This window comes from Paraburkholderia lebeckiae, assembly GCF_014201005.1.
Taxonomy (GTDB): Bacteria; Pseudomonadota; Gammaproteobacteria; order Burkholderiales; family Burkholderiaceae; genus Paraburkholderia; species Paraburkholderia tuberum.
The window spans coordinates 263,128-274,971 of record NZ_JACHDK010000008.1 but is presented as its reverse complement, the minus strand read 5'-3'; the positions used below and the strand labels follow the sequence as shown (position 1 = coordinate 274,971).

General features: G+C 67.0%; 14 protein-coding genes. 2 read left to right on the top strand and 12 right to left on the bottom strand.

The window, feature by feature from the left end:
* Window position 1 precedes the first annotated feature (1 nt).
* From HDG39_RS18110 to HDG39_RS18085, 6 genes are all read right to left on the bottom strand, one after another.
* Window positions 2-769 (bottom strand): AraC family transcriptional regulator, encoded by a 768-nt coding sequence (locus HDG39_RS18110; RefSeq protein ID WP_184007330.1) that lies wholly within the window; start codon window positions 767-769, stop codon window positions 2-4.
* 159 nt (window positions 770-928) lie between these two features.
* A complete protein-coding gene (locus tag HDG39_RS18105; protein WP_184007328.1) occupies window positions 929-2,221 on the bottom strand; it encodes an NAD(P)/FAD-dependent oxidoreductase in 1,293 nt (430 codons plus the stop codon).
* Window positions 2,218-2,493 (bottom strand): 2Fe-2S iron-sulfur cluster-binding protein, encoded by a 276-nt coding sequence (locus HDG39_RS18100; protein ID WP_184007327.1) that lies wholly within the window; start codon window positions 2,491-2,493, stop codon window positions 2,218-2,220. Before HDG39_RS18100 ends, HDG39_RS18105 begins: the two co-directional genes overlap by 4 nt.
* Window positions 2,480-3,637: an NAD(P)/FAD-dependent oxidoreductase gene (locus HDG39_RS18095; RefSeq protein ID WP_184007485.1), complete on the bottom strand. Its 1,158-nt coding sequence runs from the start codon at window positions 3,635-3,637 to the stop codon at window positions 2,480-2,482. The genes HDG39_RS18100 and HDG39_RS18095 overlap by 14 nt, the downstream gene beginning before the upstream one ends.
* Window positions 3,634-4,590, bottom strand: coding sequence for a 4-hydroxyproline epimerase (locus HDG39_RS18090; protein WP_184007325.1), 957 nt, complete (start codon window positions 4,588-4,590; stop codon window positions 3,634-3,636). Before HDG39_RS18090 ends, HDG39_RS18095 begins: the two co-directional genes overlap by 4 nt.
* Before the next feature lie 282 nt (window positions 4,591-4,872).
* Window positions 4,873-5,580 carry a response regulator transcription factor gene (locus HDG39_RS18085; protein WP_184007323.1) on the bottom strand — a complete coding sequence of 236 codons (708 nt, stop codon included), beginning with the start codon at window positions 5,578-5,580 and terminating at the stop codon, window positions 4,873-4,875.
* A gap of 296 nt (window positions 5,581-5,876) precedes the next feature.
* On the opposite strand from HDG39_RS18085, the gene HDG39_RS18080 reads away from it, so the two are divergent.
* Together HDG39_RS18080 and HDG39_RS18075 are read left to right on the top strand one after the other, a co-directional pair.
* Window positions 5,877-7,178: an MFS transporter gene (locus HDG39_RS18080; RefSeq protein ID WP_184007321.1), complete on the top strand. Its 1,302-nt coding sequence runs from the start codon at window positions 5,877-5,879 to the stop codon at window positions 7,176-7,178.
* A 154-nt stretch (window positions 7,179-7,332) separates the two neighbouring features.
* Window positions 7,333-8,793 (top strand): MFS transporter, encoded by a 1,461-nt coding sequence (locus tag HDG39_RS18075; RefSeq protein WP_184007319.1) that lies wholly within the window; start codon window positions 7,333-7,335, stop codon window positions 8,791-8,793.
* A gap of 20 nt (window positions 8,794-8,813) precedes the next feature.
* On the opposite strand, the gene HDG39_RS18070 is transcribed toward HDG39_RS18075, so the two are convergent.
* The 6 genes from HDG39_RS18070 to HDG39_RS18045 all read right to left on the bottom strand — a co-directional run bounded on the left by HDG39_RS18070 (window position 8,814) and on the right by HDG39_RS18045 (window position 11,428).
* Window positions 8,814-9,086 (bottom strand): hypothetical protein, encoded by a 273-nt coding sequence (locus tag HDG39_RS18070; RefSeq protein WP_184007483.1) that lies wholly within the window; start codon window positions 9,084-9,086, stop codon window positions 8,814-8,816.
* Between the two features lie 142 nt (window positions 9,087-9,228).
* Window positions 9,229-9,663: a DoxX family protein gene (locus tag HDG39_RS18065; protein ID WP_018423430.1), complete on the bottom strand. Its 435-nt coding sequence runs from the start codon at window positions 9,661-9,663 to the stop codon at window positions 9,229-9,231.
* Between the two features lie 103 nt (window positions 9,664-9,766).
* Window positions 9,767-10,174, bottom strand: a complete 408-nt coding sequence (locus tag HDG39_RS18060; protein ID WP_184007317.1) for a VOC family protein — start codon at window positions 10,172-10,174, stop codon at window positions 9,767-9,769.
* Window positions 10,175-10,210: 36 nt separating this feature from the next.
* Window positions 10,211-10,675, bottom strand: coding sequence for an RbsD/FucU family protein (locus HDG39_RS18055; protein ID WP_184007315.1), 465 nt, complete (start codon window positions 10,673-10,675; stop codon window positions 10,211-10,213).
* Between the two features lie 80 nt (window positions 10,676-10,755).
* Window positions 10,756-11,037: a hypothetical protein gene (locus tag HDG39_RS18050; RefSeq protein ID WP_090806947.1), complete on the bottom strand. Its 282-nt coding sequence runs from the start codon at window positions 11,035-11,037 to the stop codon at window positions 10,756-10,758.
* Between the two features lie 22 nt (window positions 11,038-11,059).
* Window positions 11,060-11,428, bottom strand: a complete 369-nt coding sequence (locus HDG39_RS18045) for a nuclear transport factor 2 family protein (protein WP_184007313.1) — start codon at window positions 11,426-11,428, stop codon at window positions 11,060-11,062.
* Window positions 11,429-11,844: the final 416 nt, after the last annotated feature.

Below are 11,844 nucleotides of genomic sequence, written 5' to 3'. Positions count from 1 at the left end.
CTCAGCCGCGCAGCGTACCGTGCAGCAACATCCGGTATTCGGTCGGTGTGACGCCGACGGTCGCCTTGAATTGCCGTGTGAACGCGCTGTGATCGGTGTAGCCGCAACGCGCGGCGACGTCGGTGACCTTGTCGTGCGACACCAGCAGCGCGGTCGCCGCATCGAGTCGCGTTTTCAGGAGCACCTGGCGCGGTGTCAGATGAAACACCTTGTGAAAGTATCGCTCCAGCTGCGCGACCGACATGTCCGCCATCGCCGCAAGCTGCTTCAGGTTCAGCGGCTGCACGTAATTCTCCTGGATCGACTGCACGACGGCGGCAAGCCGGCTGTAGGCCGGGTGGCTGCTTTCGTCGGCTTTCAGATCGCGGGAGATGCCGGCGAGGCCGACCACCTTGCCGGTCGCATCGCGCAACGGTTGTTTGCAGGTCAGGCACCAGCCCGGTTGACGGCCCGGATACAGATGCAGTTCGAGCTGATCGAGCATCTGCTTGCCGACGCCGATGATCGCCTTGTCCTGCGCGGTATAGATGCGCCCGAAGCGGCGCGGAAACACGTCTTCCGCGGTCTTGCCGAGCAGCGCAGCCTTTTCCTTGAAGCCGCAACGCGAAGCGAGCGTGCGGTTGACGAGCGCATACCGCGCGTCGGCGTCCTTGACGAAGAACACGACGTCCGGCATTGCATCGAATACCGGCTCGAGCAACCTGAAATGCGACAGCATGCTGGACAGCGTCGTATCGTCGGGTTCGAGCGGATGCGCCAGCGTGTTCATCGTGCGGTTCCGTGGGTGCGTGCCTGGTTGATTGCGTTAGGTTGCGTTCGCGGATCGCTGCGCCGGTGCGGCCGGGCAGACTGCTCGTGCGGTTGATTGCGGTCGATTATAGAGCCGCGCGTCGCCCGCCAATATCTACCGAGGGTAAGCGCGGAGCCGTCATGGCGCCGCAGTCGGCGGTTCGGCGGCGCTCATCAGCGTGCCGATTTGCGCCGGACTGAACGGCGGACGCGCCGCCGCGGCCGGCCAGCCGAAGTACAGACTCGCGGCCGCGCCGCAGATGCGCCCCTGGCAAGGGCCCATACCGCAGCGCGTCTGCAGTTTCGCGTCACGCCAGTCGGCGCAGCGGCGCACCTCGCCGACGCTCACGTCCTCGCAACGGCACAACAGCGTCGCATCGGCGGGCGGCGTGCGCGCGGCCTCGCCCAATGCGAACGACGCCGCGACGCGCCCGCCAAAGCCCCGCCAGCGCGCGCGTTGCGCGACGAGCGCCGCCAGTGCGGCGCGTTGCGTGCTCGCCGCGCCGCTCGCCACGAGACCGGCGATCTCGCCTTCCGCGCCAGCGAGCTCAGCGCCGCCGACGCCCGTGCACTCGCCCGCTGCATAAACGCGTTCGAGCGAGGTGCGCTGCCCGTCGTCGATGACGATTTCGCCCGCGTCGTTGATCGCGCAGCCGAGCGCCTGGGCAAGCGTGACGTTCGGCAGCAGTCCGTAGCCGCACGCGACGCGGTCGCAATCGAGCGTCACCTCGCGCTTGCCGCGCCGGATCGTCACCTGTCGCACGCGCTCGGTGCCGCGGGCTTCGCTCACGATGCTGCCGGTCCAGTAGCGCAGTCCCGCGAAGCCGCGCGTGAGGCTGATCGCCTGACGCAGCTTTGTGGGCTCGCGCAGCAGCGACACGCCGAAACGCGCGACCTCGGCCACCGATGCCTGCTCGACCACCGCGATCACGCGCGCGCCGGCCTCTCGCGCGGTGGCGAGCGCGGCCAGCAGCAGCGGGCCGCTGCCGGCGATCACGATCCGTTCGTCGCGCACCGGCATGCCGCCTTTGATCAGCGCCTGCAATGCGCCCGCGCCGGTCACACCGGGCAAGGTCCAGCCGGGAAACGGCAGAAGACGCTCGCGCGCGCCGGTCGCAAGAATCAGTCTGTCATAGGTGATCGACACGCCGCCGTGTTCGGCGGATTCGAGCATCAAGCCTTGCGCGCCGAGCGGCGCGATCACGCGCGTCGATGGCCAGTAAGTGAAGTTTTGCTGCGATTGCAACGCCGCGAGCAACGCGTGCAACGCTGCTTGCGGCGGATAGGCGGGCCCCTGGCGCCAGATCTGGCCGCCGGCGCGCGGATTGTCGTCGATCTGCGCGACCGTCGCGCCCGCCTGCGCCGCCGCTCGCGCAGCATTGAGCCCGGCCGGACCACCGCCGATCACCACGATGTCGAAGTGCTGCGTCATGCGTGTACTGTCCCGTTTCGTGTCTGCACGCGCTGGCCGTCGCGGCATAGCGTCTGGCACGCGAGCGCGTGCGCGTGACCGTCGATCGTCACGCGACACTCCTGGCACTCGCCCATCCCGCACAAGGCTTCGCGTGGCTCGCCCTTGACCGACAGCCGCGAGCCGCGCACACCCGCGATCGCGAGCGCCGCGGCTATGGTCGTGCCGGGCATCACTTCGATGCTGCGGCCGTCGACGGTCAAACGGATGCGGGCCGCGTCAGTGTCGGTCATGGGCCACCTGTTTTGCAAAACGCACCGGTAGATAAGGTTCGCACGGAATCGGCGCGGCATGGCCCGCGATCTGCGCCGCGAGTAGTTTCGCGGTCGCGAGCGAGGTCGTCACGCCAAGCCCTTCGTGACCGACCGCGAGCCATAGGCCGGATGCGGAGCCAGAGCCGACGTCGGGCGCGAACTCGCCGGCCGGTCCGATCAGCGGCAGGCCGTCCGGCGACGCGGCACGAAACCCCGTCCACGCGCGGACGCCGCTGAGCGCCGGCAACCCCGGCAGATACTGCGCGGCGCGTTGCAGCATCTGCGCGAGCACCGGCATCTCGACGGCGGGATCGGTTGTTTCGAACTGGCGCGACGAGCCGATCAGCAGTTGCCCGGTCGGACGGGGCTGTACGTTGAACGCGACCGACGTGCCGGTCGCGTGATGCGCGCTCTTGATATAGCCAAGTTCGAGCAGTTGATGACGGATCAGCCCCGGGTAGCGGTCGGTGATCAGCAGATGGCCTTTCTTCGGCTGCAACGGCAGCCACGGCAACAATTGCGCCGCCCCGAGGCCGTTCGCGACGACCACGTGCGCCGCGCTGGCGCGCTCGCCGCACGCCAAGGTCACGCCACCCGCACCGACCGACGCGACCTGCGCTCCAGGTCGCACGCTGATATTCGCCGCATGCGGCGACTGCGTGAGCAGCCATTCGGCGGCGGTCGGCGCATACACGATGCTGTCGTGCTCGATGCGCAAACCGCCCGCCATCGATGGTGCGAGCGCCGGTTCGCAGACGCGCAGTTCGGCCGAGTCCAGCAATTGCGCGGTGACACCTTGGCTCCCAAACGCCGCCTGCATTGCGCGGGCGGCTCGCCGTTCTTCGTCGTCGGCTGCGACCCACAGCGTGCCGCAGCGCGCGAACGCGTCGCGCGCACGCAGCTGCGGCGCGAGCTCGAGCCATAGCTCGCGCGAATAGCGGCTCAGCGCGAATTCGGCCGGCGAGTCGTTCATCACGACGATATGGCCCATGCCGGCCGCCGTCGCGCCGCCGCCGATGCGCTGCGCGTCGAGCACGTCGACGCGCATGCCGAGCGCGGCCAGTTCCGCCGCGCACGCGGCACCGACGATACCCGCTCCGATGATCAGCACGTCCGGGCTCATGCGGTCCGGATACCCCATGCGAACGGATCGCGCTCGTCGAAACACAGACGCCCTTCGGCCATGATGTGCGCGTGACCGGTGATGGTCGGAATCACGTGGACGCCGTCGCCCGCCGCGCGATAGCTCGCCTCGAACACGCTGCCGATGATGCTCTCCTGGCGCCACACCGCGCGTTCGGCGAGCGTGCCGTCGGCCGCGAGACACGCGAGCTTCGCGCTCGTGCCGGTACCACACGGCGAGCGGTCGTACGCATTGCCGGGACACAGCACGAAGCTGCGGCTGTCGAGGCCCTCGCGCGAGCCCGGTCCGAACAGCTCGATATGGTCGATCAGCGCACCGTTCGCGCCCGTGATGTTCTGTGCGATCAGCGCGTCGCGAATCGCCGAGCTGAAAGCCGTCAGGCTCGCGATGTTCGCGGCTTCGAGCTCGTGCCCATGCTCGGCGACGAGGAAAAACCAGTTGCCGCCCCAGCCGATGTCGCCGGTCAGTTCGCCATAGCCTGGCACCTCGACCTGCGCCGCCTTGCGGTGGCGATACGCGGGCACGTTGCGCACCGCGACGCCGCCGTCTTCGTTCAGCGTCGCCTCGACCACGCCGACCGGCGTTTCGATGCGGTGTCGTCCCGGCCCGATCCGCCCCATGTGCGCGAGCGACACGACGAGCCCGATGGTGCCGTGCCCGCACATGCCGAGATAGCCGACGTTGTTGAAGAAGATCACGCCGGCCGCGCAAGTCGGATCGTCGGGCTCGCAGAGCAACGCGCCGACCACCACGTCCGAGCCCCGCGGTTCGGTGGCGATGCCGGCGCGCCAGTCGTCGAAGCGGGTGCGGAACACGTCGAGCCGTTGCGCGAGCGTGCCGCGGCCCAGATCCGGACCACCCGACACCACGAGGCGGGTGGGCTCACCGCCGGTGTGCGAGTCGATGATGTTGAGGGTTTTCATCTCGCCCATGGTAGGAATCGCGGGCCGGTGGGTCTTGGTGCGCGTGCGCGCGGATTGAGACGATTTCGGCATAGCGGCGCGATGCGTGAGACGCCGCGCGCGCGGGGCGCGAAACGTCCCGCTATTCGGTATCGGCGTCGACGACCCTCGGTGCAAACACGGTAACCCGGCTAACCGATACGAACACGTAAGGAGAATGAACGCCGCTGGCGAGCGCGACAGGCTGCAACGCGGATTTCAGCATATACCTGGTCGCGGGGACCTCATGCCGTGCGCGCCGACTGCCAATCTTCACTCCCTGAGCACATGGTCGTGAAGCCGCAGCAACCGGTAGCCGCTTCTGTATACCGGCTGCAGCCGGAAACCATTGTGCGGCTCGATCGCGAGCAGCAGACGCAGCCGTGACACGTGACTGTCGACGGTCCGCGTGAACTCGCGCAGTTCGCGGCCCCACACCGTCGCGAAGATATGGTCGCGCGACATCACGCGATCGACGTTGGAAAAGAACAGCGCCGCGATCCGGTACTGGGTGGGCGACAGCGACACCGGCTCGCCGCGCAGCGTGACCGCCCGGCGGATCGTGTCGAAGCGATAGGGGCCGATCTCGAAACCGGTCGCGGCGCTGAAACGCTCCGGATACGCGCGCCGCAGAAGCGCCGCGACTCGCGCGCGAAACTCCGCGTCCCGCAGCGGCAACGCGAGGTAATCGTCGGCACCGCCTGCGAGCGCGCGCACCATGCTTTCCTCCGAGCCGTCGTTCGACACGAACATGATCGGCACGTGCTCGCCTGCCACGCGGCGCACCGAGCGCAACAGGTCCGCGCCGGCGGGCCGCATATCCTGCCAGTCGAGCACCAGCAGATCCATCGTGGAGCGCACGAGCGACCTCGACAACGCAACGCCGTCGTCATAGGCCGCGCAGAAATGGCCGGCTCTCACCAGACTTGATTCAATGGACTGACGCATGAACGGGTCACGCTGAAGAACTGCAACGCGCATGGGATGGACTCTCGACAAGGACATGCAGGCCATTCTCCGAGCCGCACCCCGGTCCCTCCCTTCGGAGCATTCCTATTTTCCGCCGCTTTCTTCGCCCAACTGGGCGCTCCCGCAGGACTTCCGCTTCCATCCTGTAAAATCCGCGCCGGCCGCCGTCGTCAGCGCGCCCGCCCTATCCGGACGGCGCGCCCGTGTCCCGTGCTCTACCCAGCGCCTGTCACACTTCTCGCCCGACGACCGCCGTATGTCCACGCGTCACCCGCCGCGTGGCTCACAATTCATCCAAAGACATGGCAATGCAAGCGACAAATCTGGGTGGAGCGCAGGCTGTCACCCCCCGCCCGCTTGGGCACAGCGATTACAAGACACTCGGTCTCGCCGCGCTAGGCGGAGCGCTCGAGTTCTACGACTTCATCATCTTCGTTTTCTTCGCGCCGGCGATCGGCCAGCTGTTTTTCCCGGCGGCGATGCCGGACTGGCTGCGTCAGCTGCAGACCTTCGGCATTTTCGCGGCCGGTTATCTGGCGCGGCCGCTCGGCGGCATCATCATGGCGCACTTCGGCGACCTGTTCGGCCGCAAGCGTATGTTCACGCTGAGCGTGCTGCTGATGTCGGTGCCGACGCTGCTGATTGGCCTGATGCCCACCTACGCGAGCATCGGCGTGCTCGCGCCGGTGCTGCTGTTGCTGTTCCGCGTGATGCAGGGCGCGGCGGTCGGCGGCGAAGTCCCGGGCGCATGGGTGTTCGTCTCGGAGCATGTGCCCGGGCGGCACGTCGGCTATGCGTGCGGCACGCTGACGGCCGGCCTCACGGCGGGCATTCTGCTCGGCTCGCTGATTGCGTCGGCGGTCAATCGCCATTTCACGCCGGCCGATATTTCCGAATATGCGTGGCGCGTTCCGTTCCTCATCGGCGGCGTGTTCGGCATGTTCTCGGTCTATCTGCGCCGCTGGCTGCACGAGACGCCGGTGTTCGCCGAACTGAAGCAACGCAAGGCGATCGCCGCGGAAGTGCCGCTGAAGGCCGTACTGCGCGATCACGGCCGCGCGGTGATCGTGTCGATGCTGCTCACCTGGATGCTGTCGGCGGCGATCGTCGTCGTGATCCTGATGACGCCGACGCTGCTGCAAAAGCAATTTCACATCGAGCCGGCCACCGCGCTGCTCGCGAACTGTGTCGCGACGCTGTGCCTGACGATCGGCTGCGTGGTGGCCGGTTCGATCGCCGGACGCATTGGCGCGGGTCGCACGATTTTCGTCGGCGGCGTTGCGCTTGCGATCACGTACTACGTGATGTTTCGGCAGTTGGCCGTCGATACGTCCCTGCTCGTGCCGCTGTATGCACTGGCCGGACTTTTCGTCGGCGTGATCGGCGCGATTCCGCTCGTGATGGTCCGCGGATTCCCGCCGGTCGTGCGCTTCTCGGGCATCTCGTTCTCGTACAACGTCGCGTATGCGGTGTTCGGCGGTCTGACGCCGATCGCCGTATCGCTGATGATGAAGTCGAACCCGCTGGCCGCGCCGCTGTACGTCGCGGCGATCTGCGTGCTGGGCGCGCTGACCACGCTGTTCATCAAGGATGCGCCGCGGGGGCGTTGATCCGGCGGATCTCGCTTCCTCGATCCGCATCTAGCGCGTCGACGGAACGCTCCGCGACGGCGCGGTTTTCGACGCGCCGTCGCTCGCACCGGCGACATCCATACTTCACGCCACGCCGAAACGTGGCGCGCTGCATCGGGCTTACGATGCAGTCATGAACTCATCCACACCCTCCTTTTCGCCCGCCCTCGGTCGCGTTCTCGCGACCGTCAGCGTCGGCTTCGTGGTCACGCAACTCGACGTGACCATCGTCAACATCGCGTTGCCACGAATCGGCGCGGACCTGCACGCGAACGTCGCGGGCCTGCAATGGGTCGTCGACGCATACACGCTCGCGTTTGCGGTGCTGATGCTGTCGGCCGGCGCGCTCGGCGACCGCTTCGGCGCGCGGCGCATGTATGCGTGCGGAATCGTGCTGTTCGCGCTTGCCTCGCTGGCCTGCGGGCTCGCGCTCGACGCCCCGATGCTGATCGCCGCGCGCGCGGTGCAAGGCATCGGTGCGGCCGCGATGCTGCCGAATTCGCTCGCGCTGCTCAACCAGTCGTTCGGCCACGAACCGAAGCTGCGGGCACGCGCGGTCGGCCTGTGGACCGCCTCCGGCGCGATTTCGATCGCGGCCGGGCCGGTGGCCGGCGGTCTGCTGATCGCCGCGTTCGGCTGGCGCAGCATCTTTCTCGTCAATCTACCGATCTGCGCGGCCGGCCTGCTCGCGACACTGCTGTGGATTCCGCGTCCGCAAACCTCGCAACGCGGCGTGCCGGCCGCCGCTCGCGGCAACACCGGCGACACGCCACGCGGCATCGATCTCGGCGGCCAGTGTCTCGCGATCGTCGCGCTAACCGCGTTCGTCGCCGCGGTGATCGAATGGCGGCCGCTCGGGCTCGCGCATCCGCTGGTCGCCGGCGGCTTCGTGCTGGCGCTGCTGGCGGCCGGTGCGTTCGTGTTCGTCGAAGCGCGCGTCGCGCGCCCGATGCTGCCGCTCTCGCTGTTCGGCACGCGCACGTTCAGCGCGGCGGTGCTGTTCGGCATCTGCGTGAATCTGACGTATTACGGCATGGTGTTCGTGCTGAGCCTTTACCTTCAGCGCGTGCGGGGCTACACGCCGTTGCAGGCGGGCCTCGCGTTCCTGCCGCTGACGGGCGGCTTCCTGATCTCGAACGTCGCGAGCGGCTGGGTGATCGGCCGCCTGGGAGTGCGCGTGCCGATGATCCTCGGCGCGATCACGGCTGGTCTCGGCTATGGCCTGCTGCATCTCGTCGACGCGGAGACGCCGCTGATTGGCCTGCTGCTGCCGTTTTTGCTGATTCCGTCGGGCATGGGACTCGCGGTGCCGGCGATGACCACGGCGGTGCTCGCATCGACCGAAGCGCGGCGCGCGGGCACGGCGTCGGCGGTATTGAACACGGCGCGCCAGGCCGGCGGCGCGGTGGGCGTGGCGGCCTTCGGCGCGCTCGCGAGCGGTGCGGCCGCGACGCAGATCGTGCCAGGGATGCAAGCGGCGACGGCTATTTCGGTGGGACTGCTGGTGCTGGGTCTCGTGCTCGCGTGTTTCGTGCATCCGGAGCCGCACGCGGCGGCATCGTCTGAGCGCGGGGCGAGCGCCGCGAGCAAGTAAGCGGTGTGTAATGCAGCCGCCTACAGCGACGCCTCCTGAATCGTGCCGGTATCGATTGCGCGCTCGATCAGGCCTTCGCTGCGCGCCTTGGCGATCGCATCCGCGACCAGCTTTTCCGGGTCCTCGATATCCGCCTTCAGCGTGCCGATGAATCCGGACGCATCCAGAACCACCAGCGTCTTCGCCGACTCGGCGAGGCTGATGATCACACGATGCGGCGTCGGCCCTTCGCCGAGACTCGCGCACAGTTGCGTGAGCTTGCCGCCGATCATTTGCTCGAAGTTCTGAATCATCATCTGCTCCCTTGCTTGGCGCGGATTGGAAATCCGGCTGTGTAGCAGGATGCGGGCCGAGCCGACTGCGCGCGCTCACGCTTCACAGCCCGCTTCACAGCCCGCTTCACAGCCCGCTTCACTGCCCGCTTTACAGCCCGCTTTACAGCCCGCCGAGTCCGCCGCGCGGCGCGCGCGCGTTGTCGATGCTCAGACGCCCCGCGCCGGTGACGAACAGCAGCAGGAAACCGCCCGCTATTCCTATGTTCTTCCAGAAATGAATCACCATGTCGTGCTGCAACGCCGGGTCGGTGATATTCCAGAAGTCGTGGCCGAGCACCGCCGTCGCGACCGTGTACACCGCCATGACCAGCGCGAGCGGCCGTACCTTGAAGCCGACCACGAGCAGCAGGCCGCCGAGCACCTCGACCGCGGTTGCGATCGGCGCGGCGATTTGCACGAACGGCACGCCTTTCGAATGCAGGTAGCCGACGAAGCCCGCATAGCCCAGCAGTTTCATCACCCCGCTCCACAGGAACAGCACGGAAAGCGCAAGACGGGCGATGAAAATAATGCCGAAATCGACGGGACGCGACATGGGGGGACTCCTGTAATGAATAAGCAGCAGACCCGAATGCAGGGGCTCAGTTCCCCGCCTCGCCCCTGAGCATATGAGCAATGGCCGCGATTTCCAAGCCCGCTCAGGCTGACGGATACGTGGCGACCTCGATCAGGTTGCCGTCCGGGTCGCGGCAATACACCGAGGTCATCTTGCCGCGCGCGCCGTCGCGCTCCACCGGCCCCGCCTCGATAGCAACGCCTTGCGCGAGCCAGTGCGCCTTGACGTCGTCCGGGCTTGCGGTGGTCACGAAGCACAGGTCCGACGTGCCCGGGACCACCTCGCGCGACGTGAACCAGGCGACGGTATCGGCCGACGCGGGACGCAGATTGATCTTCTGATCGCCGTAGTTCATCGCCACGCGCGTGCCGGTGCGCGACGCGAACTCGGTGCGTCGCATGCCGAGCATCCGCGCGTACCACGCCGCGCTCACTTCGACGTCGGCGACGTTCAGAACGAGATGATCGAGACTGGCTAGCTGGAAGCTCATGGGTTTGTCGTGATGAATCGAGAAAGGTGGTAGCGACTATGCGCGTGGCGCGTCCGGCGCGAGCAACACGCCCTTCGTGAATACGAAGCAGCCGTAGCCGCGCTCCTCGCCCGTCGCGATCACACAGTATGCCTGGCGCGCACGCTCGTAAAACGCGAATCGCTCGATCGACACGAAGCGCACCTCGCGCCCCTCGCCCGCGTTGACCTCGGCTTGCGCTTCGCGCTGCACCGCGGGAATCGTGTGCGGCTCGCCAACCACTTCCATGCGCGACGCGGGATGCTCGATGAAGGTGTCGAGCGGCAGCACCGACAACACCGCGCGGATCGCGCGCGGCGAACTGACACCGTCGAGACGCAGCGGCTTGCCGAGCACGGTATCGCGCGCGACGGCGTCGGCCGGGAAGTTGGCGTCGCAGATCACGAGCTCGTCGCCGTGGCCCATCGAGCGCAGCGCGTGCAGGATATCGGCGGTCAGTAGCGGGTCGAGATTTTTCAGCACGGGGTCTCCAGGTCGTTCGGTTGGGAACATGCTGAGGGGGTGAGGTCGTGCGCTTTGCGCAAGACGATGCGTGTCACGCTTCATCCGCACGACGATCGATTGTAGCAAGCGCGCCGGACGTCTTGCGGCGCTGCGCTCGCACCGCATTGCCAGCGCAGCCATCCGACCAAAGCGAGCAGCACGAGCCCCGCGCCGCCGAGCACCGGCTCGCGCCAACCGAGCAGTGCGATGAACATGAACGCCCGCGCGCCGCCGAGCAGCGCGAAACCGGCGATCGCGCTCGATAACGCATCGAGCGCGGCCGCGACGCGCAGCAACGCGAGATGGACTTGCGCGGGCTTGGCAGCGGCGGGCTCGTGCATGATCGTCTCCGTGAAAAACGCCTCAGGCGGCGCCGGGGGTTTCGTCGAGAAAACCGGTGACCGCTTGCAGACGCCCATGCGCGTCCACCACGCCGAAGTCCGACCCCTTCACGATCGCCTCGCCCGTGGGGGTCGTCAGTGCCCACGAGAAGCGCAGGCGATTCGCGAAGCCGTCGACGTCGGTCGTACGGCGAAACGTGTGATGCGGAAAACGCTCATGCACCGCGCGGATCATGGCGTCGATGCCATCGTGGCCCGCGCCCGCCAGCAGCGGGTCGCGATAGTCGGCATCGGCGCTCCACGTTGCCGCGATCAACTCGCGACGACGCGCGCCATCGGTCTCGTTCCAGGTATCGAAATAACGGTCGATCAAATCGGTATGCGCATTCATCTCAAACTCCTCGATTGACAGGACTGAGCACTTCGCGCGGCATACGCATCGCATGCGGCGGGCTCGGAATGAAGATTGACGGCTCGCGTGCATTGCGTCGATTACGTGAGAGGTAATGCTTATCAAACAGAGGATTCCTCAATTAATTCATGCGGTTAGGCTGTGCCGGACGGCTGCGGAGTCTGCATTAGGATGCACAATTGCTACCTAATGAAATCAAGGGCTTACAACGCAATTCCAGACAGGGCATCGCCTCTGCTCTCGTGGCGCGCATCAGACGCGAATCGGGCGAGCGGTGTAGCATCGACCTGTACGGATATGCAGGTATCGAGATGGGGCTCACCAATCCATATGGAACCGCGCGGCCGTGCCGAGCATGCGAGCATTGGGGCGGCGACATTGATGGAACATCGCAC

Coding starts and splice junctions, on each gene's coding strand:
- HDG39_RS18110 (WP_184007330.1), bottom strand. CDS start 769: ATGAACACGCTGGCGCATCCGCTCGAACCCGACGATACGACGCTGTCC.
- HDG39_RS18105 (WP_184007328.1), bottom strand. CDS start 2,221: ATGACGCAGCACTTCGACATCGTGGTGATCGGCGGTGGTCCGGCCGGG.
- HDG39_RS18100 (WP_184007327.1), bottom strand. CDS start 2,493: ATGACCGACACTGACGCGGCCCGCATCCGTTTGACCGTCGACGGCCGC.
- HDG39_RS18095 (WP_184007485.1), bottom strand. CDS start 3,637: ATGAGCCCGGACGTGCTGATCATCGGAGCGGGTATCGTCGGTGCCGCG.
- HDG39_RS18090 (WP_184007325.1), bottom strand. CDS start 4,590: ATGGGCGAGATGAAAACCCTCAACATCATCGACTCGCACACCGGCGGT.
- HDG39_RS18085 (WP_184007323.1), bottom strand. CDS start 5,580: ATGCGCGTTGCAGTTCTTCAGCGTGACCCGTTCATGCGTCAGTCCATT.
- HDG39_RS18080 (WP_184007321.1), top strand. CDS start 5,877: ATGCAAGCGACAAATCTGGGTGGAGCGCAGGCTGTCACCCCCCGCCCG.
- HDG39_RS18075 (WP_184007319.1), top strand. CDS start 7,333: ATGAACTCATCCACACCCTCCTTTTCGCCCGCCCTCGGTCGCGTTCTC.
- HDG39_RS18070 (WP_184007483.1), bottom strand. CDS start 9,086: ATGATTCAGAACTTCGAGCAAATGATCGGCGGCAAGCTCACGCAACTG.
- HDG39_RS18065 (WP_018423430.1), bottom strand. CDS start 9,663: ATGTCGCGTCCCGTCGATTTCGGCATTATTTTCATCGCCCGTCTTGCG.
- HDG39_RS18060 (WP_184007317.1), bottom strand. CDS start 10,174: ATGAGCTTCCAGCTAGCCAGTCTCGATCATCTCGTTCTGAACGTCGCC.
- HDG39_RS18050 (WP_090806947.1), bottom strand. CDS start 11,037: ATGCACGAGCCCGCCGCTGCCAAGCCCGCGCAAGTCCATCTCGCGTTG.
- HDG39_RS18045 (WP_184007313.1), bottom strand. CDS start 11,428: ATGAATGCGCATACCGATTTGATCGACCGTTATTTCGATACCTGGAAC.